Annotated in this window: 19 protein-coding genes; 7 read left to right on the forward strand and 12 right to left on the reverse strand. The window is 48.7% G+C overall.

Annotation, left to right across the window (positions count from 1 at the left end):
• Positions 1–28: 28 nt before the first annotated feature.
• The 3 genes from kdpA to DXN05_RS15525 form a co-directional block, all read right to left on the reverse strand.
• On the reverse strand, positions 29–1,741 hold the full coding sequence (gene kdpA, locus DXN05_RS15515; RefSeq protein ID WP_116848185.1) for a potassium-transporting ATPase subunit KdpA: 1,713 nt from the start codon (positions 1,739–1,741) through the stop codon (positions 29–31).
• 18 nt (positions 1,742–1,759) lie between these two features.
• Positions 1,760–1,840 (reverse strand): K(+)-transporting ATPase subunit F, encoded by an 81-nt coding sequence (gene kdpF, locus DXN05_RS15520; protein ID WP_116848186.1) that lies wholly within the window; start codon positions 1,838–1,840, stop codon positions 1,760–1,762.
• A gap of 133 nt (positions 1,841–1,973) precedes the next feature.
• Positions 1,974–2,336 carry a DUF7674 family protein gene (locus DXN05_RS15525; RefSeq protein ID WP_147313936.1) on the reverse strand — a complete coding sequence of 121 codons (363 nt, stop codon included), beginning with the start codon at positions 2,334–2,336 and terminating at the stop codon, positions 1,974–1,976.
• A gap of 456 nt (positions 2,337–2,792) precedes the next feature.
• On the opposite strand from DXN05_RS15525, the gene DXN05_RS15535 reads away from it, so the two are divergent.
• On the forward strand, positions 2,793–3,707 hold the full coding sequence (locus tag DXN05_RS15535) for an SIR2 family NAD-dependent protein deacylase (protein WP_116848189.1): 915 nt from the start codon (positions 2,793–2,795) through the stop codon (positions 3,705–3,707).
• A 5-nt stretch (positions 3,708–3,712) separates the two neighbouring features.
• Entirely contained in the window at positions 3,713–7,183 is a 3,471-nt protein-coding gene (locus tag DXN05_RS15540) for an ATP-binding protein (RefSeq protein WP_116848190.1), read from the forward strand.
• 45 nt (positions 7,184–7,228) lie between these two features.
• Here DXN05_RS15540 and DXN05_RS15545 read toward each other — a convergent pair whose 3' ends face one another.
• From DXN05_RS15545 to DXN05_RS15560, 4 genes are all read right to left on the reverse strand, one after another.
• The gene (locus DXN05_RS15545; RefSeq protein ID WP_116848191.1) at positions 7,229–7,945 is read right to left on the reverse strand and encodes an SDR family oxidoreductase; all 717 of its coding nucleotides are present in this window, start codon (positions 7,943–7,945) and stop codon (positions 7,229–7,231) included.
• Between the two features lie 83 nt (positions 7,946–8,028).
• A complete protein-coding gene (locus tag DXN05_RS15550) occupies positions 8,029–8,865 on the reverse strand; it encodes a helix-turn-helix domain-containing protein (protein WP_116848192.1) in 837 nt (278 codons plus the stop codon).
• A gap of 148 nt (positions 8,866–9,013) precedes the next feature.
• Entirely contained in the window at positions 9,014–9,745 is a 732-nt protein-coding gene (locus DXN05_RS15555) for an acyl-CoA desaturase (protein WP_116848193.1), read from the reverse strand.
• 286 nt (positions 9,746–10,031) lie between these two features.
• The gene (locus tag DXN05_RS15560) at positions 10,032–12,260 is read right to left on the reverse strand and encodes a TonB-dependent receptor (RefSeq protein WP_116848194.1); all 2,229 of its coding nucleotides are present in this window, start codon (positions 12,258–12,260) and stop codon (positions 10,032–10,034) included.
• Positions 12,261–12,693: 433 nt separating this feature from the next.
• Here DXN05_RS15560 and DXN05_RS15565 point away from each other — a divergent pair, with 433 nt between their 5' ends.
• The 4 genes from DXN05_RS15565 to DXN05_RS15580 all read left to right on the forward strand — a co-directional run bounded on the left by DXN05_RS15565 (position 12,694) and on the right by DXN05_RS15580 (position 16,021).
• Positions 12,694–13,431 (forward strand): DUF92 domain-containing protein, encoded by a 738-nt coding sequence (locus DXN05_RS15565; protein WP_116848195.1) that lies wholly within the window; start codon positions 12,694–12,696, stop codon positions 13,429–13,431.
• Between the two features lie 17 nt (positions 13,432–13,448).
• Positions 13,449–14,354: a helix-turn-helix domain-containing protein gene (locus tag DXN05_RS15570; RefSeq protein WP_116848277.1), complete on the forward strand. Its 906-nt coding sequence runs from the start codon at positions 13,449–13,451 to the stop codon at positions 14,352–14,354.
• Between the two features lie 81 nt (positions 14,355–14,435).
• Positions 14,436–15,275, forward strand: coding sequence for an oxidoreductase (locus DXN05_RS15575; protein ID WP_116848196.1), 840 nt, complete (start codon positions 14,436–14,438; stop codon positions 15,273–15,275).
• 56 nt (positions 15,276–15,331) lie between these two features.
• Positions 15,332–16,021 (forward strand): DUF4974 domain-containing protein, encoded by a 690-nt coding sequence (locus DXN05_RS15580; protein WP_116848197.1) that lies wholly within the window; start codon positions 15,332–15,334, stop codon positions 16,019–16,021.
• Between the two features lie 62 nt (positions 16,022–16,083).
• Here DXN05_RS15580 and DXN05_RS15585 read toward each other — a convergent pair whose 3' ends face one another.
• The 4 genes from DXN05_RS15585 to DXN05_RS15600 all read right to left on the reverse strand — a co-directional run bounded on the left by DXN05_RS15585 (position 16,084) and on the right by DXN05_RS15600 (position 19,853).
• Positions 16,084–16,293, reverse strand: a complete 210-nt coding sequence (locus tag DXN05_RS15585; protein ID WP_116848198.1) for a heavy-metal-associated domain-containing protein — start codon at positions 16,291–16,293, stop codon at positions 16,084–16,086.
• Positions 16,294–16,297: 4 nt separating this feature from the next.
• Positions 16,298–18,517, reverse strand: a complete 2,220-nt coding sequence (locus DXN05_RS15590; protein WP_116848278.1) for a heavy metal translocating P-type ATPase — start codon at positions 18,515–18,517, stop codon at positions 16,298–16,300.
• Positions 18,518–18,594: 77 nt separating this feature from the next.
• The gene (locus DXN05_RS15595; RefSeq protein WP_245975223.1) at positions 18,595–19,110 is read right to left on the reverse strand and encodes a helix-turn-helix domain-containing protein; all 516 of its coding nucleotides are present in this window, start codon (positions 19,108–19,110) and stop codon (positions 18,595–18,597) included.
• 92 nt (positions 19,111–19,202) lie between these two features.
• A complete protein-coding gene (locus DXN05_RS15600) occupies positions 19,203–19,853 on the reverse strand; it encodes a metal-dependent transcriptional regulator (RefSeq protein ID WP_116848200.1) in 651 nt (216 codons plus the stop codon).
• A gap of 100 nt (positions 19,854–19,953) precedes the next feature.
• Here DXN05_RS15600 and DXN05_RS15605 point away from each other — a divergent pair, with 100 nt between their 5' ends.
• A complete protein-coding gene (locus DXN05_RS15605; protein WP_116848201.1) occupies positions 19,954–22,176 on the forward strand; it encodes a TonB-dependent receptor in 2,223 nt (740 codons plus the stop codon).
• Between the two features lie 130 nt (positions 22,177–22,306).
• Here the strand turns inward: DXN05_RS15605 and DXN05_RS15610 are convergent, their stop codons facing one another.
• A complete protein-coding gene (locus DXN05_RS15610; protein ID WP_116848202.1) occupies positions 22,307–23,287 on the reverse strand; it encodes a glycoside hydrolase family 43 protein in 981 nt (326 codons plus the stop codon).
• Between the last annotated feature and the right edge of the window lie 101 nt (positions 23,288–23,388).

Raw genomic sequence — 23,388 nt, forward strand, 5'->3', positions numbered from 1 at the left:
GGCGCTTAACTGAATTGGCCCTGACTGTTTACATACTGAAATATTCTGCCAGCGGGCCCAGTGCCAATGCCGGGAAATACGACAGGGCATTGATGATAAGAATCACCGCAAACGTCATTGCACCGAATGTGAGTGAATCTGTTTTTAATGTACCGGCCGATTCGGGTATATATTTTTTATTGGCGAGTATACCTGCAATGGCCACAGGACCAATAATAGGCAGGAAGCGCGCCAGTATTAATACGATGCCTGTTGAAACGTTCCAGAAAATATTGTTGTCGCCCAGTCCTTCAAAGCCACTGCCGTTGTTGGCGTTGGACGAAGTGAATTCGTACAGCATTTCGGAGAAGCCATGGTAGCCGGGGTTGTTGAGCCAGCCGGATGGTTTCACCGACCAGGCCATATCGGGATGATGCGCCACGAAATAAGCTGCCAGCGCGGCACCTGCTTTAATGAGAAAGGCAGAGAGCAAGGTTACCAGCGCAGCAATTTTTACTTCACGCGCTTCTACCTTGTGGCCCATAAATTCGGGTGTTCGGCCTACCATTAATCCTGATATAAATACGGCGATAATGATGTAGATAAAATAGTTGAGTATGCCCACGCCGCAGCCGCCGTAAAAGGCATTGATCATCATGCCGAGCATTTGCATTAAGCCAGACATAGGCATGGAACTGTCGTGCATGGAGTTGACCGAACCGGTAGAGATAATGGTGGTAATAATACTCCAGTAGCCCGTACTTGCCGGACCAAAGCGCACTTCCTTACCTTCCATGGCACCTGTGCTTTGACTTACGCCGAGCCTGGCAATGGCAGGGCTGCCATGCACTTCGCTTACAACGGTGGGCACCAGCAAACACAGCATACCGATGGTCATGATACCGAAAATAACCCAGGCCAGTTTTTTGCGGCGAATATAAAAGCCCATAGCAAAAATCATGGCCATTGGCAGCAGGGTTTGACCGATCAGCTGCAGCATGTTGGTAAAGTAGCTGGGGTTCTCGAGCGGGTGCGCAGAGTTGGCGCCAAACCAGCCGCCGCCATTGGTGCCGAGGTGTTTAATGGCAATCATGCCGGCAGCCGGGCCGCGTGATACATTAACCGTATCACCCTGCAGTGTAACAATGGTATCCTTGCCTGCAAAGCTGGCAGGTGTGCCGTTGAACACCTGGAACACCGCCCAGATGATACACAAAGGCAGCAATATGCGGGTGAGTGATTTGATAAAGAAGAGCCAGAAATTACCAATGTTGTTGGTTGTTTTTTCGCGGATGGCATTCAGCAAACCAACCAGTGCGGCGATACCAGTAGCAGCACTTACAAACTGCAGGAAGGTAACTACTGCCAGCTGTGTAAGGTAGGTAACACCTGTTTCGCCTGAGTAGTGCTGCAGATCGCAGTTAACCAGGAAACTGATGGCCGTATTAAAAGCCAGGTCAGGCGTTTGCCCTGGGTTGCCATCGGGGTTCAGCGGCAGCCTGTTCTGCACCAGCAGCATTACAAAGGCATATACCAGCCAAACCAGGTTCACGGTAAGCAGCGCTTTGAGGAAAGATTTCCAATCCATCTTCTTAGTTGGGTCAATGCCACAAAACCGGAAGATCAAACGTTCAAGCGGGCCCATAAAATCGGTGCTATTCTTTTCACCTGCAAACACCTTTGCAATGTAACGCCCCAGTGGAACGGCCAATGCAACGGAGAGCAGGAAAGTGACTACAACACCTAAAATTTCAGCATTCATATTCTAATGGTTGTACAGTTAAAATTTCTCGGGTTTAAGTAAAACGTATACCAGGTAAATGAAAACCAGTATCGATAAAATAAGCAACGCATTCATCATAACATTCAAAATTTAAAAGCTTCACAAAAAGGTTAGGTGTTATATCCTGTCGAAGAAATCGATGGCTTTGAAGAACACCACAAAACAAATAAGGGCAATTGCGAGATACACTAAGGCTATCATATATGCTGTTTTATAAACCTGACTTCAATACCTGTTGTACATACAGCGAGTGCAGTGTTACAGGCATCTGTGACTGAATGTGCTGCCATTCTCCTTTGCTGCAGCAGCAACGCATGGATGAGATGGCGTATACAAATACATTTTCAATGGCGTTGCGGGTAAGGTTGTTGCCTTTTACATACAACTGCTCGGCCAGGCACATACAGTGCTTCACCATTTCCAGCTGGTGGATGGCCACCATTTTGTTGGTGTACTCGGTAAAAATGCGCACGCTGCCCAGTACATTGCCAAAGGATTTCACCATTTTCAGTTCTGCACCAATGGCTGGCAGTTCATCTGCAAGCAGGGCCGGTACTTCATATTGGTTCATCATATAAAAAATATTATTATGCTATGAGGTGATACAGCAAACCACAAATAGCCACGCAACGCAGCACGGTGAGAAAAATCCTGTAAGGACTGCCAAACAACCTGCTGCTCAACCTGCGTTTCATTGTTGTGATTTTGACAACAATGGGGTCAAACGATATACCTGCAGGCCGCTTTCTGTTAAAAAAAGAATACACCTGATTGATTCCCAGCATATTGAAGAACAAAATAATCCATGCCAGTGCTGAGAAAGACAGGAGCAACCCTTTCAAAATGGAAAGGTTTTTATCATAATGAAAACGCGGGCCATGTGAAAATGCACAGCCCGGGCCTGTTGTTTAACCCTTGACATTGCATTTTATATCTATTACTTTTATATAAGCTGTGCATATACACCCAAACCCGCTCCCCTTTCAAGAACAGCCGCCCTAGGTTCTTAGTCTACAGAATACATAATGCTATGAGTTTTCCATTTGACACAACGCTGATACCGGATGCGTCTGCCGAAATAGCGCCATCTGATTATAATTTTATACAGACCATTGCTGCCAATATCAAGAGAGGCAGGTGTATCCTGTTTTTGGGTGCAGGGGTAAATTATTGCAGTGACGAAAATGAAAAACTGTACAAACGGGAGCAGCGGCCACCCACCGGCTGGGAGCTGGCACAGTTAATAAAAGCCGAACTGGTACACCGCGATATGCTGAAAGACACCGCCAACCTCAGCGAAATAGCCCAGTATCACGAACTGGAACAGGGATCGTTTGATTCACTCACCGACCTGCTGACCAAAGAAATCAAAACAGGCAAATCGCCTTCTCCCCTGTTGTATTACCTGGCCAGCATGCCCTTTCAGTATGTAATGACCACCAATTACGATCAGCTGTTTGAAACAGCTTTGCGCGCTGTGAAGAAAGAACCCTATGTGGGTGTATACAACCGCCAGCGCGATAAGCTGACCTTTGATGTGCCGCCCAACCAGATTACCACCGAAAAGCCCTTTGTATACAAAGTGCATGGCGATATCGATTCCAGGTCATCTATCGTGATCACGGATGAGGATTATATACAATTCATTTTACGCATGAGTGATAAGGAAAACTACAATCCCATTCCGCAATCCTTCACCGATGCGCTTACCAGCAAATCCATCCTGTTTATCGGTTACCGGCTGATGGATTATAACCTGCGCCTGTTGTTTAAAACACTTCGCTGGGGCCGCGACCCGATTACCCTGCCCAAGAACTATTCCATTGACCCCGCTCCCAACCACCTGATTCAACTGCTGTTTGAAGACAATTACAAAACACACTTTATTGTATTAGACGCCTGGAAGATTATACCGCTGCTGTACAAGGAAGTGACCAAAGAATAACCGCCATGCCACAAGTGTTACCCGATTTGCCGTACAGGGGCATGAAATCGTTTCGCCTGATAGACCGGAATATTTATGCTGGCAGGGATACAGAAATACAGAAGATCAGCAAACTGCTGCTGTTGTACCGCGGGTTGCTGATATATGGCGATAGCGGCGTAGGCAAATCCTCACTGATGAATGCAGGTGTATTCCCTACTTTGCTGGAAGATGATTTTCAGCCAGAAGTGGTGCGGCTAAACCCTGACCTCAACGGCACCTTCGTGGTAAGCAAAATACGTTGTGAAAAAGACAAGTGGCAGCCATCTATATTTGACCAGTTCAGGGAAACCGATGCTACAGACAGTAAGAAGATCAATGTCTCTTTCCGTGAATTCAAGGAAACCATCCGCCTGCTTGATCTGCGCAACCGCACAGATGAGAACGCCTGCAAACTGCTGCCCAAGGTAGACCGCAGCGTGGTATTGATATTTGACCAGTTTGAAGAACTGATCACCCTGTTTGAAGAAGACACCCGCTTTCCCGCTGCCATGGCCAAACGCAGGCAGATGCAGGGATTGATTGTACAGCTGCTTACCCGTTGCTACTTTTCACAAACACTGCCGGTTAAGCTGGTATTTGTGTTCAGGGAAGATTACCTGGCCAAATTTGCGCGGCTCTTTAAATCCATTCCCGACCTGCGCGATCACTACCTGCGCATTAAACCGCTTACGACAGACCAGATCAACAGCATTATTTACCGGCCCTTTGATGACACAGAGAAACAGCAGCATTTCAGTAATCCTTTTTCTGCGGAGCTGTGTAAAAACATCAGCCAGAAAATGACACTGCAGTATCCGGATGGCAATATTGATTTAACCGAAATGCAGATCGTTTGCCTGCAGCTGTACAATATACCCGGCAATGAACAACGCACAGCAGCACTGCAACAACACAGCGTAGGCGATATACTGCAGAACTTTTACCTTGAACTGCTGAACAGCATTAATGAAAAAGACCGGCCGGTAGCCATTGATATATTATCGCTGCTGGTATTGAATGAACGTACCCGCAATATTTTTCACAAAGACGCAATTATTCACCACCTGCGGCAATACACACCTGAAGCAGTGCAGGCCGCCATTGACAAGCTGGAATACAGCATTAAGGTGATACGCCGCGAGGTAAGACAAGGTGGCATTTACTACGAGATTGTGAGTGAGGCCATGATCCCTTACATTAACCGTAAAAAGCAGGAAAAGGAACGCGCCGAGGAACAACTGGCAGTTGCTGCCGCAGAAGCCCAGGAAACAAAACGCAGGCTGAAAATACGGCGCATTGTAATGGGGATGAGTTTTATATTGCTGCTAATGGCATGTTACGCTGTTTTTTATTACCACACGGCCAAAGTAGAAAAGAGAAGACAAAACATTGCCTCCACTGAAAAAGAATGGTTTCAGAAAATACCCCGGCAAGACCTGCGCGACCGGATCACTGATACGCTGATGCGGCTGGGTAAAGATTCAACAGATTATAAGGCGTTCAGAAATGCCTTTGCCATATCTGCAGATACTTACGATTATATCAAGAAAAGCGAATACAGCACCGCCATTGCAGCCGCATCACTGGGTTACCTGTTTAACAAAAACAGTATTACCCGGCAGATACTCGACAGCCAGCTGAGCAGAACATTGCTGCCGGCACAATACATTACCCCGCCCACAGGTTTGCCCAACCGCATTAACCGGTTAATAGCAGCGCAGAACGGTATGTATTTTATCATCCACAACAATGGCCTGGTAGAAGCCATGAATTACCGGCAGCCCGGCAAAAGCACCAGCATCAATACCTTTCTATTACCTGCATCGCTGGTGGCCGCCACTGCTGCATTGCCGGGCAACACCGTACGTCAGCCACAATTACCGGTACCTTCACTGGCAGCAGTACCAGGCAACAATGCGCCGTGCAAATACATTCTGTATAAAAATGATACGCTGTGTTTATTGAGCGATGCAGGGGCCCCTTTAACCACGAAGGCCATCAGCTTCAGCATAGTGCTGGTATGCGGGTTTGCACCTAACCAGGTAATGGCGGTATCGGCCAGCGGTAAGGCACAGCTGTACGATGTTAGCAATAACACTTTTACACCTATGCAAAGCATGCAGCTGGCAGATACCAGGCCCGGCAGTTTTTTTCCAAGACTGTTATCCAATAACAACTATTTCTGCAGCGGGCAAACCCTGTATTATGTAACACCTGCCGGACAAGTTATTACCAAACAGATAGACACTACGGAAACGCTGCTAGATGTGAACCGCAAAAATGTGCTGCTGCTCGAAGACAAAGACAAAAACAAAATACGTTATGAACGCAACGTAACCGAACTGCCCGGTTTTCCCAATGCATCGATGGCGCTGGACACGAACCTGGTGGTGAACTGTTATTTTGACAAGGCCTATCTCACGCGCATTTCTACACTGGCCAATAATATTGAGCAAACTAAAAATGTGATCAGCGACCTGGCAGATAATTTCATTCCCATTTTATCACCGCAGGGCAACTATATACTGTTCCGCAATTACCCGGACATGTACACCATTTACTATACCGCAACAGGAGAAAAGAAATACCTGCTGGTAAATGCTGCCACTACAGGCGCTACTTCTTCGGTAAGTCCTTCGAGGTTTTATGCGGCAACGCCTTTGTTCCTGAGCGATTCAATTGTGGCCATTTATAATGCCTTTGGCATAAAACTGTACAACCTCAGCAAAAAAAGTCCGGCCCCTGTATTAAGCAACGAGCCTGAATGGCTGGCCACCACCAGTCTGCCGCTGTACCAGAAATACCTGGAAAACGATGGCAGCGGCAACAGTTCGCTGAAACAGTTATTCCCTGTTCAATACCTGGAACAGGAAATACCCAAAGCATACAACAACCGGCAATACGATACGGCGATTAAACTTACACACCAGCTGCTGGCCATGACCAAACAGCCTGCACAAAAAATAAACTGTTATCAGTACCTGTACAATGCATACTACAACCGCATGCTCGACCTGGATGCCACACCTGCCAACATGGCTACCCAGCTGGATTATACGCGCAAGATGGCCCTGTATGCAGATTCGCTGCTGCGTATCTCCAATAACCCTGCCGCTTACAATAACCTGAAAGCAAAAACGCTTGGATCGTTATCGTGGTACCTGTTGCTAAACCACCTGTACACCAACTCACTGGATACAGCGCGCATTGCATTGCAGATTGACCAGCCCACGCAAAAGCAGCAGTGGATTAACACCAACCTTGCACTGGGATTGGTTTTCACCAACAACCTGCCCGAAGCGCTGAAAGTATACGGCCACTGGAAGAACCGGAACTTCAATGATGATATGTCGCCCGGCAAGGTGCGTTTCAAAGAAGACCTGCAAACGCTGGAAACCAATTATGGGATGACGATCCCGAATAAGGCAGCCATCGAGCAGGCGTTGGGGGATTAAGAAGGTTCAATAGTTTCAGTGTTTAATGGTTCAATGGTTTGTTATTTACAAGGCCAACCCGCCATCAGCAGCAATCACCTGGCCCGTGATAAAGGTGTTGGAGACGAGCAATTCAATTACCTGTGCAATGTCGTCGGGCAGGCCAACGCGTTCAACAGGTGTGATAGCTGCGTATTGTTCAAAGCTTGCTTTCTTTACTTCCGGGCTCATAAAATTCCACCAGTCTGTATCAACTACGCCGGGAGAAACGGCATTGATGCGTAAAGGCTTCAGTTCTTTGGCCATGACGGGCACCATAATTTCGATGGCACCATTAATAGCGCCGAGGCCGGCCACACCGGGTGTTTTGGCTCTTGCACTTACTGCACTGACGAAAGTGATGCTGCCTTTGGGATGCATAAACGGAAGTGCCACCTGTGCGGTTTGCATTTGCGGCACCAGCTTTTCTTCAAAGCCTGCCAGTAGCACCTGCAGGTCAAGCTCCTTAAACAAGCCTGCCCCCTTGGCACCGCTTACGGCAATAACAAGGTGATCTATTTTACCAATTTTTTCAAATGCCTGTTGCAGGCTGTTGCGGTCGCTGCTGTCGAGTATTTGTCCTGCTGCATTGCCGCCAATGGAAGCAACTGCCTGTTGCAGTTTTTCGGGGTTACGGCCTGTTACAATAACTTTTGCGCCTGTGGCTGCCAGTCTTTTTGCTGTTGCCAAACCGATGCCTGAAGTGCCTCCTGCTATTACGATAGTGCTGTTTGCTGTGCTCATGTTGTTTGATTTTGATAGGTCAAAACTAGCATGCAGCAGCAGGCTTATAGAAGCAGATCTTGCTATTCGCTTTGCATTTCTTGCTATTTGGGCTGCACGGCTACGCATAGCGTGCGAAACTGTTCCCGGTAGGGCTTGCTGAAGTCCATTTCGGCAAACAGCTCAAAGCCGCGCACTCCTTCTACCAGTGAATAACCGGTTTCCTGCAATTGCTTTTTCTTAAAATAAAGGGCATAATCCAGTACGGTATCAAAGCCGCCACAGAAGGGAATCTGTGCGTATTTGGCGCCCTCACAGGTGTATATTCTTTCACGGTAATCCGGGTTGCTTGTATTGATTTTTATACCGGCAAGGTAACGGCATTTGTCAGCCGGCGTGCTGATGGGCGAATCAAGGTATACGCCGCAATACAGGGGATCGGCACCTGCAATATCCCTTGCAGCAGCCCAGTTACCAATGCGTTTGAATGCCTGCATTACATCTTCCTCATTTTGCATGTATACAGTTTCATACGCCATTTCAAAACGCTCTATGCGCTGGATACTGAAAGGTGGCGGTTCATTCATTACATTCGCCTGCTGGTGTTTATACTCCACGGCCAGCAATTCTTCTGCGCGGTAAGTTTCGGCATTTACCCCATACCTGGCCTTGAAGGCCCGCGCAAATACCGCCTGCGAACTGAAGCCGGTATCCATGGCAATGGCATAGATGGTTTTATCAGGATAAAAAAACAGGTCTTTCGCCGCCCGCTGCAAACGCAGCCGCAGCATATATTGCTTGGGCGATTCACCCACATATTGCTTAAACAGCCGCTGAAAATGAAAAGGCGAATAATTCGCATGCGCAGCCAGTTGCTCAAGACTGAGATCGTCTTTAAAGTGCTGCTGAATATAGTGTAAGGTGCGTTCGATGGCTTGCATGAGGCTGCGGTTTGGTTAACAAATATACCATGCGTTGCTGTTACCATCATTCTCAAAAACAACAAAGGTATTACACCCGTGCCGGTTACTGCCGTACACTGTTGTAATACCTTATTATTAACTGTATTGAAATTTATCGTCAACAGCGCTACGCCGTCTTCCTCAAACGGATAATATGCAAACGGTGCATTAAACGCATAATGGGATAAGTGGGATCAAACTCAAACCAGCGTTTCGCGAAGTTCGCATCGTTGGGGCGTTTGTGGTGATTGTTCTGGAACAGCTCACCCATCATCAGGAAATCAAGCGGCAGGGTGTTTTTGCTGTGGTCATCGTTATCGTAGTTGGAATAACCGTATTTGTGTCCGCACCAGTTTACAATAGCGCCGTGTACAGGGCCCATCAGAAAATGCACAGGTAACAGCAGGAACATCCACCAATAACTGGCAAAAGCGACATAGAATGCTATATAACCCGCAGCAAAAACAAGACGCGTGATCCACATATCGCCAACGCGGTCGATCAGTGGCCAGGTTGGGTACCTGTCACGGAATGCAGGCTCGGGTTCTGTTTTATATTGGCGGTATTCGAGGTAAATATCTTTTGTTTTCATCATCAAACCCCAGATATCCTTGATAAAATGCGGAGAGTGCGGATCTTTTTCAGTATCACTGTATGCATGGTGCATGCGGTGCATAATAGCGTAGGCACGTGGATTGAGGAAGGAAGAACCCTGGAAGATAAAAGTGCAGAAGTAAAAGAACCGCTCCCAGTACTTATTTGTCTTAAACATTTTATGCGAAACATAGCGATGCAGGAAAAATGTTTGGAAAAACAATGAAAGGAACCAGTGTGCAAGGAAGAATAATAAAATCAACATGGGTTAATACGTGCTGTTTCTGAAAAATTACGCAAATAAAGCACTTTAAGCCCGGCAAGAAAAATCTGTTTCGCGCAAATGCAGGCAGGATAAGCATTTTATAACAAATAAATAGCGCCAATTCTATCCAGCGCCTGTTTTGCAGGCAACAGAATGCCTGCTGTATAAGGTTTTGCGGGTATTGCAGGTTATACAGGTGTCAAAATAACAGCACCTGCTGATAACACAAGTTTAACAACCGAAAAGAAAAATAACACTAATATAACCGGCTGTTCATGCATCGCTGTTAAAAGAACACCGCCAGTTTCAGCCGGGCGTTGAATGGATTGCCGGGCGTAAAGTTCAGGTCTTCAAGAGGTGCAGCTTCTCCTTTCAGTCTTGATACGGTGTCAAACTGTGCTTCATTCCATTGAACGTTCAGCAGGTTTTCAATGGCAATTCCTATTTCATAACAACGGCGCGTATAGCTGCAGCTGAAATCGGTGACCGTGTAACCATGTGCCACAATGCTGTTGTTTTCATTGGCAGGCCGGTTGTGCATGTAGCGGTAACGCAGGCCGCCGCTGATGCCGTTGCTGAAATGCCAGCTGATACCGCCTGTGCTGGTTAAGGTGGGTGCAAGCGGAATGCGGTTGCCGTCTTTGGGCGCATCAATGCTGCGCGGGCGGGCTGCATTGAGGTTGGCATCTGCAAACAGCCATTTGCACAACTGGTAACGTGCACTAAAGTCTATACCGGTGCGCCTGGTTCTGCCGGCAGGTTCAATGGTTCCATCATCGCCGGCATACACAAATTCCTGCTGCAGGTACAGGTACCATAATGCTGCGTTGATAATGAGATGGGGCGCGGGTTTCCACACCACACCCAGGTCGCTGCCATACGCTGCAGGCAATATGCCGGTTCCCTGGTGCATTACTACAGCACGGGTATCGTTGCTGTGAAAGCCTTTGCCTGCTTTTATATAGAGCTGCCAGCTGTTGCTGAAGGTGTATTGTACATTTACTTTCGGACTTAGCGTGGCCTTGCTTTGCGAAGGCAGCCTGCTGTTGCTGATGCGATCGAGGTAGGCAAACTGCAGTGCATCTGCGCGCAGGCCTGCATTGAACAGCCAGTTGCCTGTTTTGAACGACTGATCTGTATACAGCCATTCATTGCTTTCGGTTATGTCGCCGTATTGCGCATAAGCTAACAGCGAATCACGGTTATACATGTGCGATAAAGAACTGCCGTTAGTTTTATCCAGCCGCATGCCTGCACCATATACCGCATCATATGCACCCGCGGTGGTGCTTACCTGTTTGTGCAGCCTTGAATTGTAACCAAACAGGTTACGCCCCTCCTGCTGGCGAATGCGGTCGCCGTTGATGGTATCCGTTGCGTAAAACGTGAAATTGCTGAACAGTTTAAAATCATAGCGCGTGTAGTATACCTGGTTATCCCAGTACACATGATCGCTGAGCTGCGTGTTCAGCGATACGGACACATTGGTGCGGTGCGTGTTGCCGCCTTCAATACTGTCGATGTACCCAAAACGGTCAATCAGTTTTTCCGTTACGGCACGTTCAGGTACCTGCCCGGTAGCATTCCAGCTGCTGCTGAGTGTGCTGGCCATTATGCTTAGCTGGTTGCGTGTATTTAGCTGGGTGCCGTATTTGGCAAACAGGTTGATGCGGTTAAAATGCTGCGGCAATACAAACGGACCGTTGCTGTACTGGTATTCGCCTGCTGCCAGTGCATAAGTTCCCTGCTCCTGTTGTTTGGCAGATACCAGGTTCATCATGCCGAAAACACGGTAAGTATCAAAACGGCCGCCTTCTGCCTTCAAAGTATTTTGCGGTGCACTGTTAATGGTGCTCAGGTTTACGTACCCTGCTGTGGCCAGGTTGCCGTAGCCCACATAGTACGGGCCTTTGCCGTAGTCGATGTCTTTCACCAGCTCTGGGATAATAAAATGCAGGTCGGCATATCCCTGTCCGTGTGCATGACTTACCATATTCACCGGGATACCGTCTGCGCTGATATTGATGTCTGTGCCATGATCCAGGTCAAACCCGCGCAGGAACAACTGCTCAGCCTTTCCGCCGCCCTGGTGTTGTGCAATAAACAAACCGGGCACTTTACGCAATACCTCCTGCGCCGATTTAACGGGCTCGGTATTCAAATCCAGTCTGCTGATGATATGCAACACCTGCTGCGGCGCAGCGCTGTTCACCACCACATCGCCCAGGTTGGGTGCGCCCCGCTGTAACTGCACCAGCACAGTACGTTGCTGCGGGCCAAGCATTACCTGCTGTGGCTGGTAGCCGATAAAAGAAACGGTGATATGGGAAATGGCGGAACCGCTAATTTCAAAAACACCCTGTTTATTGGTGGTTACAGAGGCATTGCCATATTGTACAAGGGCCTGCTCCAGCGGCTCACGGCTTTGGGCATCCAGCACAGTTCCGCGGATGGTTTGCTGGGCATAAGCGCCGGCAGCGATAAATAAACAGCAAAAAGTAAACAGTAATCTCATGCATGTGGTAAAGGGCGCAAGGTACGAAATAGCCGTGAGCAGTAAGCAAAGGAAAACAGCTGCAAGCTTCAGGCGATCAGCTGATAGCTTGCCTGGCATAAATCGCCTCCGGCGATGGTAAACGGTTACTTATACCCGCTCAGATAGTGTCGACTGTCGATTCTCGAAACTGGTACCCGCTTAGATCACTCACGACTGGAAAGCAGCTGCAAGCTTCAAGCGATCAGCTGATAGCTTGCCTGGCATACATCGCCTCCGGCGAAAGTCATGATACTCGCTAAGATAGTGTCGATGTGTCGACTGTCGATTCTCGAAAATGATACCCGCTCAGATAGTCTCGACGTGTCGACGTGTCGATTCTCGAAACTGGTACCCGCTCAGATCACTCACGACTGACGTCTGACGATTCACGCATTATTCCCTAACATTGCCTATGTTTAACCAGGTACAGCCAACTGACATATGGATAGCGGTATTGCTTATTGCAGGCGTTGTGTTCAGCCTATGGAAACGGAAACTTACGCCGGCAGCAGCTTTTACCGGCGCAGCTACCGGGGCGGTATTGTACCTGGGTGGCGGACTTACCGGGATATTGCTGATGACCGGCTTTTTTATACTGGGTACAGCCGCCAGCTCCTGGAAAAAGGAACAGAAACGCAGCAGCCGCGCTTCAGATGCACACCAAACCACCCGCAACGCAGGCCAGGTGCTGGCCAATGCAGGGGTGGCTGCCGCAATCGCCCTCATCGCCTGGTGTTTCCCCGGGTACCGGCACCTGGCCGGGATAATGATTGCGGGCTGTTTTGCATCGGCCACAGCAGACACCCTCTCGTCTGAACTGGGCATGGTATACGGGCGCAGGTTTTACCATATTCTCCATTTTAAACAGGAAGAAAAAGGACTGGACGGGCTGATCAGCCTGGAAGGCACCCTGCTGGGAACAGCCGGGGCAGCCATTATCGCTACCGTATATGCCTTGCTGAACAGGTTTGATGCCGCCTGGCTGCTCATTGTACTGGCAGGTACCCTGGGTAACCTGGCCGATTCGGTGCTCGGTGCCACGCTGGAGCGAAAACTGGTAATAGGAAACGATATGGTAAACACCCTCAATACCCTGACAGGAGCTTTGACAGCAGGCATTGGCTGGTATTTAATTTCCGGCAATGTTTGAATTTTGTACCTTTAGGTATGAGCAATGTACAAACCATCGAGGAATTTTACCGCAGTAAAAAGATGTGGCTGCCCGAAAATTTGCAATCGCAGATAGGCCATTTCAATGTGTTTAAACTCGATGAGTTCCTGGGCGCCAAACCCAAGCAACAGGTGAGCTACCGGCGCAAGGATTTCTATAAAATCACGCTCATTATTGGCCGCAACCGGTACCATTATGCCGATAAAAGCATTGAAATTGAAAACAATGCATTGCTATTCGGCAACCCGCTGGTGCCGTATGACTGGGAGCCGCTGGATGAAAACCAGAGCGGCTATTTCTGCATTTTCACCGAAGCATTCATGAACCACAACAGCAGCATCAAGCTGCGGGATTTCCCCGTGTTCAAACCTGGGCACCGCTCTGTATTCAAGCTGCTGCCCGAACAGCTGGAACAGGCAACCCAGGTGTTTAAACGCATGCAGACAGAGATCGATTCCGACTATGCCTATAAATACGACCTGTTGCGCAACTATGTATTTGAGCTGATACACCAGGCCATTAAGCTGGAGCCTGCACAAACCATGTTTCAGCATACCAGCGCTGCCACGCGCATTTCTTCCCTGTTCACTGAACTGCTCGAACGGCAGTTCCCCATTGAATCGCCCATGCAACAGATCGGCGTGCGTACTGCCACTGATTTTTCGCGGCACCTGGCCGTGCATGTAAACCACCTGAACCGTGCCTTGAAAGAAGTGACCGGCAAAACCACCTCTGAACTCATTGCCGACCGCCTGGTGCAGGAAGCCAAAGCCTTATTGAAATATACAGACTGGAACATCGGCGAAATAAGCTATTGCCTGGGCTTTGAAGACACCTCGCATTTCCACAACTTCTTCAAGAAAAGAACCCAGCAAACACCCCGGCACTTCAGAAATGTTTGATTTTTACAACCATTGGTTTGAATATCATAATAGTGCCCGGCTATAGCAGGCATAGCTTTGTTATTGCAAAAAACAAACAGTATGAGCAACAACAAAGTCTGGTACATCACAGGCGCCTCCAAAGGCTTCGGTCTTGAGCTGGTGCAACAGCTGCTGGCTGCCGGTAACCGTGTAGCCGCCACTTCACGCGACGTGGAAACGCTGAAAAGCAGCGTTACTGCCAATACCGCACAATTTTTACCGCTGGCCGTAAACCTTTCTTCTGCAGAAAGCATCGGGCAATCCATACAGCAAACGGTGGCGCATTTCGGCCGTATTGATGTAGTGGTAAACAATGCTGGATACGGCTTACTGGGCACACCCGAAGAGCTGCACATGGACGAAATACGCCGCAATTTCGAGGTAAACGTGTTTGGCACCATCCAGGTAGTAAAAGCAGCCTTGCCTTACCTGCGCACACAGGGCAGCGGGCATATCCTCAATTTCTCTTCCATCGCCGGTTTCCAGGCAGCCTCTGCTACCGCGGTTTATTCTGCCACCAAGTTTGCCGTGGAAGGTTTTTCAGAATCACTCGCACAGGATGTGAAAGAGTTTGGCATTCATGTTACCATTGTGGCACCGGGCGCTTTCCGCACCAATTTCCTGGCAGGCGATTCACTTGCAGTACCGCAAAACAGCAACAGCGATTACAAACTGGTTCGTGAAAGAATACAGCTGTTTCAAAAGAACGATGGCTTGCAAAACGGGGATCCGCATAAAGGTGTGGCAGCCATATTGAAAGCCGCAGCTGCAGCGCAGCCGCCCCTGCGTCTTTTCCTGGGTGCAGATGCTTACCAGCGTGCAGGTGCAAAAATTGCAGCCGTACAAACCGATATGTACACCTGGAAAGCAGTAGCCACCGCAACTGCCGTTGAACAATGACTGTTTTTACCCATGTGTGAACCGGCTGCAGGCATTTGAGCATTATCTTCGCATACATGCACAAATTAGTGGCAACAGCTGTTTTCAGCACTACGTTTTTTCTTGCCTGCCAACCAACTGCCGGTACGCTGCAAACCAACAGCAGCAGGCAATGGCAGCAGGTAAACCCCAACAGCAGGGCATTACTCACCGGCAACTCACAGGTTACCGGTGCCCCTGCCGGCAGTGTTCATTTAAACGGAGACGCTTTTTTTACAACCCGCGACACCGGCTTAACCATTCATACACGCAGCCTTACTATTCAGCTGCACCAGGCAGCAGCACGTATTAATTCGTTTAACAAAGAGAATGGCGCTACCGTAGAAGTATTGAGCGGAACAGCTACTGTACAGAAAAACTACCGGTCTGCTTTTGACACCCTGCCCGAGACATTACACGCAGGTGAAATGATTTTGTTTAACCGCGAAGTTGACCTGATGGAAAAGGAAACCACCGATACCACGGCGTTGCGCGAGAACATGGAAAACAGGCTTGTACTGGACCAGCTCACCGCGGCTGCGGCTGTAAAAAAAATCAATGACTGGTTTAGTGTAAACCTGGTTACCACAGGTGACTGGACAAATACAATAAAGGCCAGCAACATCTTTCGAAATGCAGACCTGAAAACAGTGCTCGACTGGCTGGCGCTGACGTACAAAGCAAGTTACCGTCAGCAGGCAGACGGCACGATTCTTCTCACTAAATAAACCTTGTACAAAAAAGGCGTGGACCCTGCAATGCAAGTCCACGCCTTTATTATCGGTACTGCTTAAATAGCCTCCGCTTTAAACCCGGCCTCATTAACTACTGCAATAATTTCTTCTTTTGATAAGGCACTGGTCGTAACAGTGAGTATTTTATCTTTCTGCTGTGTGGCTACCTCCCAGTTTTGTTCGCCTGCCGCTTTATTTAAGAACGGGGTTACCCTGGCTACACAGCCACCACAATTGATATTTGTTTTGAATTGTACCTGTTGCATATGTTTAGTTTTTGATTTGTAAACGAAGACTGTTCAGCAATACACTCACAGAACTCAGCGCCATGGCTGCACCTGCAATCATCGGGTTAAGCATAAAATCCGTGAAAGGAATGAGCACGCCTGCTGCAACCGGTATACCCACCACATTGTACACAAAGGCCCAGAACAGGTTTTGATGAATGGTGCGCACCGTAGCAGCAGACAGGCAGATCACCTCCGGCACGCGGCGCAGATCTGATGAAAGAATAGTAATGTCTGCCACATCCATCGCAATATCACTGCCTTTGCCCATGGCAATACTTACATTTGCCTGTGCCAGTGCGGCACTATCATTGATGCCATCGCCGGCCATTGCCACCACCCTGCCCTGCTGTTGTAATTCTTTTACGAAAGCAGCTTTCTCTGCGGGCAATACACCTGCACGATAGTGTTCAATACCTGTTTCTGCGGCAATAAAAGCAGCTGCTGCTGCATTGTCGCCGGTTAATAAATACGTGGCAATGCCTTGTTGCTGCAATGCCTGTACGGCTGCTGCAGCGCCTGCTTTAACAGTATCTGCAATGGCCAGTGCTGCAATAACGGTGGTTGCATCTGCAAAAAAGATAACGGTACGCGCCTGTTGCAACCAGGTGTGGATTTTTGCCTGCAAGGTTTCCGGCAACGCAAGCTGATGCGCATGCAGCAAGGCTTCATTACCTGCGATATACAATCTGCCGTTAATAAAGCCTTGCACACCCTGGCCGGTAATGCGCTTAAAGTCTTTCACGGTATAATCCAATGGCCCGGGTAAATGCGCCAGCACAGCAGCTGCCAGCGGATGTTCTGAATGCTGCTCCAGCGCCGCCAATATGTGCTGCAGTGTTTCATCACCCTGCAGCCAAAAACTGTCTGTCACCGCAGGCTTACCTTCGGTAATGGTGCCTGTTTTATCAAGCACCACGGCATTTATGCGTTTGGCGAGTTCAAGACTGCGGGCATTTTTAATCAATATACCATTACCGGCGCCCTTGCCAACCCCTACCATAATGGCAGCAGGCGTGGCAAGTCCCAATGCACAGGGACAGGCAATCACCAGTACCGTAACCATCGCCATAATGCCCTGCGAAAAACCACTTTCACCACCCCATATCCACCAGCACAACAGGGCCAGTAATGCAATACCGATAACCACAGGTACAAACACTGCCGCTATTTTATCGGCAGTTTTCTGCAAAGGCGCTTTGCTGCCCTGTGCTTGTTCTACCAGCTGAATAATATGCGCCAGCATGGTATCACTGCCTGTTTTCCGGGCCGTAAAACTGAAGCTGCCCTGCTGGTTTACGGTGCCGGCCAGCACCCGGGAACCCGCTTCTTTCAACACCGCCATGGGCTCGCCGCTCAGCAGGCTTTCATCTACATAAGAAGTACCGCTTAACACTTCGCCATCTACCGGGATTTTTTCGCCGGGTTTTACCAGCAATACATTACCCGGCTGTACAGCTGAGATCGGCACTGCTGTAAATGTACCGTCTGCAGATTGCCGTGTTACCTGCCGGGGTTGTAAACCCACCAGTTTTTTGATGGCAGCAGCTGTTTTACCGCGTGCATTTTCTTCCAGCAGCTTACCCGTTAATATAAAAGCGATGATCACTGCCGAAGCCTCAAAATAAACATGCGCCTGTAAACCGCGCTGCTCCCAGAATGCGGGATACACAGTGTTAAATACGCTGAACAAATAAGCCACACCGGCCCCCAGTGCAATCAGCGTATCCATATTGGCAGTACGGTGTTTGGCCTGGCTCCATGCCTGCACAAAAAAACGGCGGCCTGACACAAACACAACAGGTGTAGCCAGCGCCCACATGATGTAATTGCCCAAAGGCATGTGCATGAAAAACATGCTGATCACTACCAGCGGCATACTGAATAACACCGCGGTGATCACTGCACGTTTCAGTTGTTTGTTATACTGCTGCTGAATTATATTCAGTTGTTCTTTATTATCTGCAGTAGTATCGGTAAGCATATCGTACCCGATACTTTGCAATGCCTGTTTAAACTGTGCGGGATTGGCCTGTGCAGGATGGTATTGCACCGTAGCCGTGGCATTGGCGAAATTAACGCCTGCCGTATCAACACCCGGCAAACTTTGCAGCATGCGCTCTGTGCTTGCGGCACAGGCGGCGCAGGATAAATGCAGTACCGGGAAAGTTTGTGTAACAGTGGCGGATGAAAGGTTGGCCATATTGCTGTTTTTGTACAGCAAATGTGCACCGCATTTTAAGAGAACCTTTGCACAATTGATGGTAAGCCTTGCACAATTTACAGCTTATCCAATGGCTTGCGGTGCCCTTTCAGGGCTTTGAATGCCGAGGGTGTAAAACCGGTAATTTCCTTGAACTGACGGCTGAGGTGTGCAGCACTGCTGTAGCCGGTTTGGTAAGCAATATTGGTAATGGAATCCTCATCATACGCAAGCAGTTCCTTTACCCGTTCTATTTTCTGGCGGATATAGAATTTCTCCAGCGTAATGCCCTCCACTTCTGAAAACAGGTTGCTGAGATAATTATAATCGTTGTGAATGGATTCGGTAATCAGGTCAGACAGGTGTTTGTCGCCCGGCATATCAGAATGATGCACGTGTTGGATGATCACATTTTTCATGCGCTCTATCAGCCGGCTTTTCTTATCATCCATTAATGCAAAACCAATGGCCTGCAGGTCTGCATCCAGCTTTTGCAGTACGGCCTTTTCAGGTTTGCCTGCCACTTCCACTTCGCCCAGCTGTATAGACTGCACCTGCAAACCTTCGTCTGCCAGCAGTTTTTCCACTGCCATTATGCAACGGTTGCATACCATATTCCTGATGTAGAGTTTCATCCGGCAAAAATAAGCAGGGTTAATTGTTTTATTGCTTCATTGTTTTATTCTTACAGCACCAGCAGGTTTTCACATACGAGTGAGCTGAATACGGTTTTTGTTTTTCCATTCAGTACCACTTCCATAGAAGCGTCAAAAACCTGCACCTGTTTTATTTCAATAGCAGTACCCAGGGCCAGCTGCAGGGAATTTAAAAAGGTAAGAAAACTCGGCTCGTGGTTAAGCACACCGGCCAGTTTGTATTTTTTACCGGGCGTACCGTTGCTCAGCGGGAAGGCATTCATTACCGGCAGCTTGCCGCTGGCATCAGGAATAGGTTCGCCATGCGGATCAAACCGCGGGAAGCCCAGCATTTCATCTACCCGGTTAAAGAAACGTTCGCTTTGAATGTGTTCTACCTGTTCGGCAATATCATGCACTTCCTCCCAACCCAACCCCATTACCTGTGTCAGGAACAATTCCGTTAAACGGTGTTTGCGTAAAATATGCAGGGCTGCTTTTTTACCCCGTTCCGTAAGCTCAATGGCCTTGTACTTTTCGTACCGTACCAGCTTTTTTTCTGCCAGTTTGTTTACCATGCTGGTTACTGTAGGCATTTTAATATCCAGCAGCCCGGCAATGCTTTTCACTGAAACAGGCTCCTGGCCCATAGACAGGCGGTAGAGTGCTTTCAGGTAGTTTTCTTCTGTTAACGTGATCATTCACCTAAAATTAGCCGATTTGGTGTAAAAAGCAACCTTTCATCAAATTCATTTGTTAGACTAATCTAACTTATTACTTTTGTAAGCAAATACCTGCTGCATGAAATACCTGTTTCTATTTTTCCTGGCCCCGCTGGCCGCAACGGCACAAGACACGGCTACACGGCGGCTGGACAGCGTTTTCGTTACTACCGGTGCTGCCCGGCGTGCCACCATTGCCGAAACACCGGTTAGCATCAGCGTTATCAGCGGAAGGAAACTGGACCGTACACTGGATGCCAATATTATTGACGTACTGGCCAAACAGGTGCCCGGTGTGGCAGCCGTAAAAACAGGGCCCAATATATCCAAGCCTTTTATCCGTGGCCTTGGGTACAACCGCGTGCTTACCCTGTATGACGGCATTAAACAGGAAGGCCAGCAATGGGGCGATGAACATGGCATTGAGCTGGACCCCTACCAGGTGCAGAAGGTGGAACTGGTAAAAGGCCCGGCCAGCCTGTTATACGGTTCAGATGCACTGGCAGGTGTGGTAAGTTTCTTTTCATTTGTACCCATTGAAAAAGACGGTAAGCTGCATGGCCGTGCAGGAACAGAATACCAAAGCAACAATGGCCTGCTGGGCAACAGTATACGGCTGCACAGCAGCAATGAACACTGGCGGTGGACGGCAAGTGCTGCACAACGACTGGCTAAAAACTACCGCAATGCAACAGACGGCCGCGTATACCTTACCGGTTTTAACGAACGGCATGCCGCAGCCATGGCCGGTTATACAGGCCGCAACGGCAGCATCAGCATCAATGGCACTTTATACGATAATATCCAGGGCATACCCGATGGCAGCCGCGATTCGTCTACCCGGCAGTTTACCAAACAGGTTGCAGACGGTGCGGCTGATGACATCACCACCCGGCCAGCAGTGAGCAGCAAGGAATTAAGCAGTTACCGCATCAGCCCGCTGCACCAGCACATACAACACTACCGCATATATACCAATGCGCAGCTGCATACCGGCAACAGTGAATGGAATGCCCTGTTATCGTGGCAGCAAAACACCCGCCGCGAATACAACCACCCGTTACAAACGCAGCAGCCAGGCTTGTTTGTTCAGTTGCAAACCATACAGTCTGCCCTGCGCTGGAGCAGTACCATTTCTGCTGCACTGGAATTATCCGGCGGCATCAATGGCATGTACCAGCAAAACCAAAACCGCAGCGGTACCGATTTCCCCATTCCCGATTATCATTTATACGATGCAGGCATATACGGTTTTGCCAAATGGAAAACCGGCCGTTTTACGGTGAGTGCCGGCATACGGCAAGACAAGCGGCTGATGCGAAGCAAGGACTTTTATGTGCGGCACGATACGGCCACCGGCTATGACTACCACACATCACCAACCGATACTGCAGGCGCCAGCCTGCAATTTCCTGCATTGCGCAATAGCTTCTCCGGCACCTCATACAGCCTGGGCTTTACTTACCGCATTAATACCCTGCTTACGCTGAAAGCCAATATAGCCCGCGGTTTCAGGGCACCGAATATTGCGGAGATTGCTTCCAATGGTTTAGACCCCGGCGCACACATTGTATACCTTGGCAACCGGCAGGCACAGCCTGAATTTAGCCTGGAAGAAGATCTGGGGTTGCTGGCCGAAAACGCCTTGCTGCATGCCGGCTTAAGCCTGTTTCACAATTACATCACCAGCTACATTTACCTGTCGCAGGTAAGCGATGCACATGGCGACCCGGTAATTATTGTACCCGGCAACAGAACCTACCGTTACGGGCAGGCTGATGCACAGCTTATCGGCCTGGAAGCTTATGTAAGCACAGCGCCTTTCGCAGACCGCAGCATTACCGTTGGCAACAGTTTTTCGCTTATTTACGGATTTAATAAAGAAAGCAATTTTCAAAAAAAGGGCATATATGGAGAATACCTGCCGCTAATACCGCCTTTCCAGAATACAGCAATCATCAGCAAGACCTTTTCTCCCGGTCCCAGGTGGCTGCCTGCCGTCACCTGCGGTGCAGAATGGCAGTATACGGGTGCACAAAACCGCTTCCTGGCATTAAACAGCACAGAAACAGCCACGGCCGCTTACCAGCTTATCAATATTAATGCAGGCGCCACCATTGCCTATGCCCGCAATAAAACACTGCAATGCCAGCTGCAGGTAAACAACCTGCTAAATACGGTGTATCAATCCAACCTGAGCAGGCTTAAGTATTTCGAGTACTACAGCAGCTCCCCCAACGGCCGCTCCGGTATTTATAATATGGGGCTGAATGCGTGTGTGAAAGTGATTGTGGAGTGGTGAGGTGGTGAGTGGTGAGTAGTAAGTAGTGAGTGATCGAAGCGAAGATCTTAGTGTATTTAAGCCACAAGGACACTGCTGTCTAAAATAAAAGGAGCTCATGGCGCTCCTTTTATTTACTCACTACTCACTGCTAAGGAATCACCTGCGCACGCACGCCTTCGTTGGTAATTTTTACAGGCAGTATTTCTCCTTTTTCGTTAAAGTGCATTTCATCGATACAGGTTTCGCGATGGTTGCCATCTGTTTCTGTTAACGGGCGGCGATGGTACACAATATACCATTTGTCTGTACCTGGTACATGCAGTACGGAGTTATGACCCGCACCTCTTGCGATCGAAGCATCCTGCTGCAATATTTTGCCAATGCGCTTGAACGGGCCGGTTGGTGCATCTGCAATAGCATAGGCTACACAATAATCAGGGCCCGTCCAGCCGCCTTCAGACCACATGAGGTAATACTTGTTGTCTTTCAAAAACATCAGCGGGCCTTCCACATAATGTTCAGGTGTTATTTCTTTATATACTGTGCCATCTTCATAAGGCAGCAGGCCGGTAAAATCATTTTTCAAACGGGCAATATTGCAATGCTGCCAGCCGCCGTAGATAATATAGTACTGGCCGTCTTTATCATGAAACACAAACTGGTCGATCGGTTGTGCACCATTCTTTATTTCGCTGATCAGCGGTTTACCGAGGTAATCTTTAAATGGTCCGCCGGGTGCATCACTTACCGCCACACCAATGCCGCCAACTTCTTTGGCAGGATCATGAATATCATTGGCGCCAAAGAACAGGTAATATTTGTCTTCCTTATGCACAATAGCAGGCGCCCACATGGCCATATGCGCCCAGCTTACACGCTGGGAATCGAGAATGCGGCTGTGTTTGGTCCAATGCACCAGGTCTTTTGAAGAAAATGCATCAAAGAAAATCTGCTCTTTGTAAGGCGCAGAATACGTGGGATATACCCAATACTCTTTGCCAAAGATGGCAGCTTCAGGATCTGCATACCAACCCTTAAAAATAGGATTACCTGATTGGGCTACTTTTTTCTGTGCGGTTACACACGATACACCGGGCAATAAAGCAAGTGCCAGGATTAGTTTTCTCATACCATTACATTAATTAAGTGAATCATCTGGGCTTAGCTTCAAATGTAGCCCCTAAACACCGAAACCTGTTCGGTTGCGAACAAAAAAATGTCCGCTATCGA

This window comes from Deminuibacter soli, assembly GCF_003412455.1.
Classification (GTDB): Bacteria; Bacteroidota; Bacteroidia; order Chitinophagales; family Chitinophagaceae; genus Deminuibacter; species Deminuibacter soli.

Bases quoted from the DNA above. Each gene is read 5' to 3' on its own strand.
- kdpA (WP_116848185.1), bottom strand. From the start codon at position 1,741: ATGAATGCTGAAATTTTAGGTGTTGTAGTCACTTTCCTGCTCTCCGTT.
- kdpF (WP_116848186.1), bottom strand. From the start codon at position 1,840: ATGATGAATGCGTTGCTTATTTTATCGATACTGGTTTTCATTTACCTG.
- DXN05_RS15525 (WP_147313936.1), bottom strand. From the start codon at position 2,336: ATGATGAACCAATATGAAGTACCGGCCCTGCTTGCAGATGAACTGCCA.
- DXN05_RS15535 (WP_116848189.1), top strand. From the start codon at position 2,793: ATGAGTTTTCCATTTGACACAACGCTGATACCGGATGCGTCTGCCGAA.
- DXN05_RS15540 (WP_116848190.1), top strand. From the start codon at position 3,713: ATGCCACAAGTGTTACCCGATTTGCCGTACAGGGGCATGAAATCGTTT.
- DXN05_RS15545 (WP_116848191.1), bottom strand. From the start codon at position 7,945: ATGAGCACAGCAAACAGCACTATCGTAATAGCAGGAGGCACTTCAGGC.
- DXN05_RS15550 (WP_116848192.1), bottom strand. From the start codon at position 8,865: ATGCAAGCCATCGAACGCACCTTACACTATATTCAGCAGCACTTTAAA.
- DXN05_RS15555 (WP_116848193.1), bottom strand. From the start codon at position 9,745: ATGTTGATTTTATTATTCTTCCTTGCACACTGGTTCCTTTCATTGTTT.
- DXN05_RS15560 (WP_116848194.1), bottom strand. From the start codon at position 12,260: ATGAGATTACTGTTTACTTTTTGCTGTTTATTTATCGCTGCCGGCGCT.
- DXN05_RS15565 (WP_116848195.1), top strand. From the start codon at position 12,694: ATGTTTAACCAGGTACAGCCAACTGACATATGGATAGCGGTATTGCTT.
- DXN05_RS15570 (WP_116848277.1), top strand. From the start codon at position 13,449: ATGAGCAATGTACAAACCATCGAGGAATTTTACCGCAGTAAAAAGATG.
- DXN05_RS15575 (WP_116848196.1), top strand. From the start codon at position 14,436: ATGAGCAACAACAAAGTCTGGTACATCACAGGCGCCTCCAAAGGCTTC.
- DXN05_RS15580 (WP_116848197.1), top strand. From the start codon at position 15,332: ATGCACAAATTAGTGGCAACAGCTGTTTTCAGCACTACGTTTTTTCTT.
- DXN05_RS15585 (WP_116848198.1), bottom strand. From the start codon at position 16,293: ATGCAACAGGTACAATTCAAAACAAATATCAATTGTGGTGGCTGTGTA.
- DXN05_RS15590 (WP_116848278.1), bottom strand. From the start codon at position 18,517: ATGGCCAACCTTTCATCCGCCACTGTTACACAAACTTTCCCGGTACTG.
- DXN05_RS15595 (WP_245975223.1), bottom strand. From the start codon at position 19,110: ATGGCAGTGGAAAAACTGCTGGCAGACGAAGGTTTGCAGGTGCAGTCT.
- DXN05_RS15600 (WP_116848200.1), bottom strand. From the start codon at position 19,853: ATGATCACGTTAACAGAAGAAAACTACCTGAAAGCACTCTACCGCCTG.
- DXN05_RS15605 (WP_116848201.1), top strand. From the start codon at position 19,954: ATGAAATACCTGTTTCTATTTTTCCTGGCCCCGCTGGCCGCAACGGCA.
- DXN05_RS15610 (WP_116848202.1), bottom strand. From the start codon at position 23,287: ATGAGAAAACTAATCCTGGCACTTGCTTTATTGCCCGGTGTATCGTGT.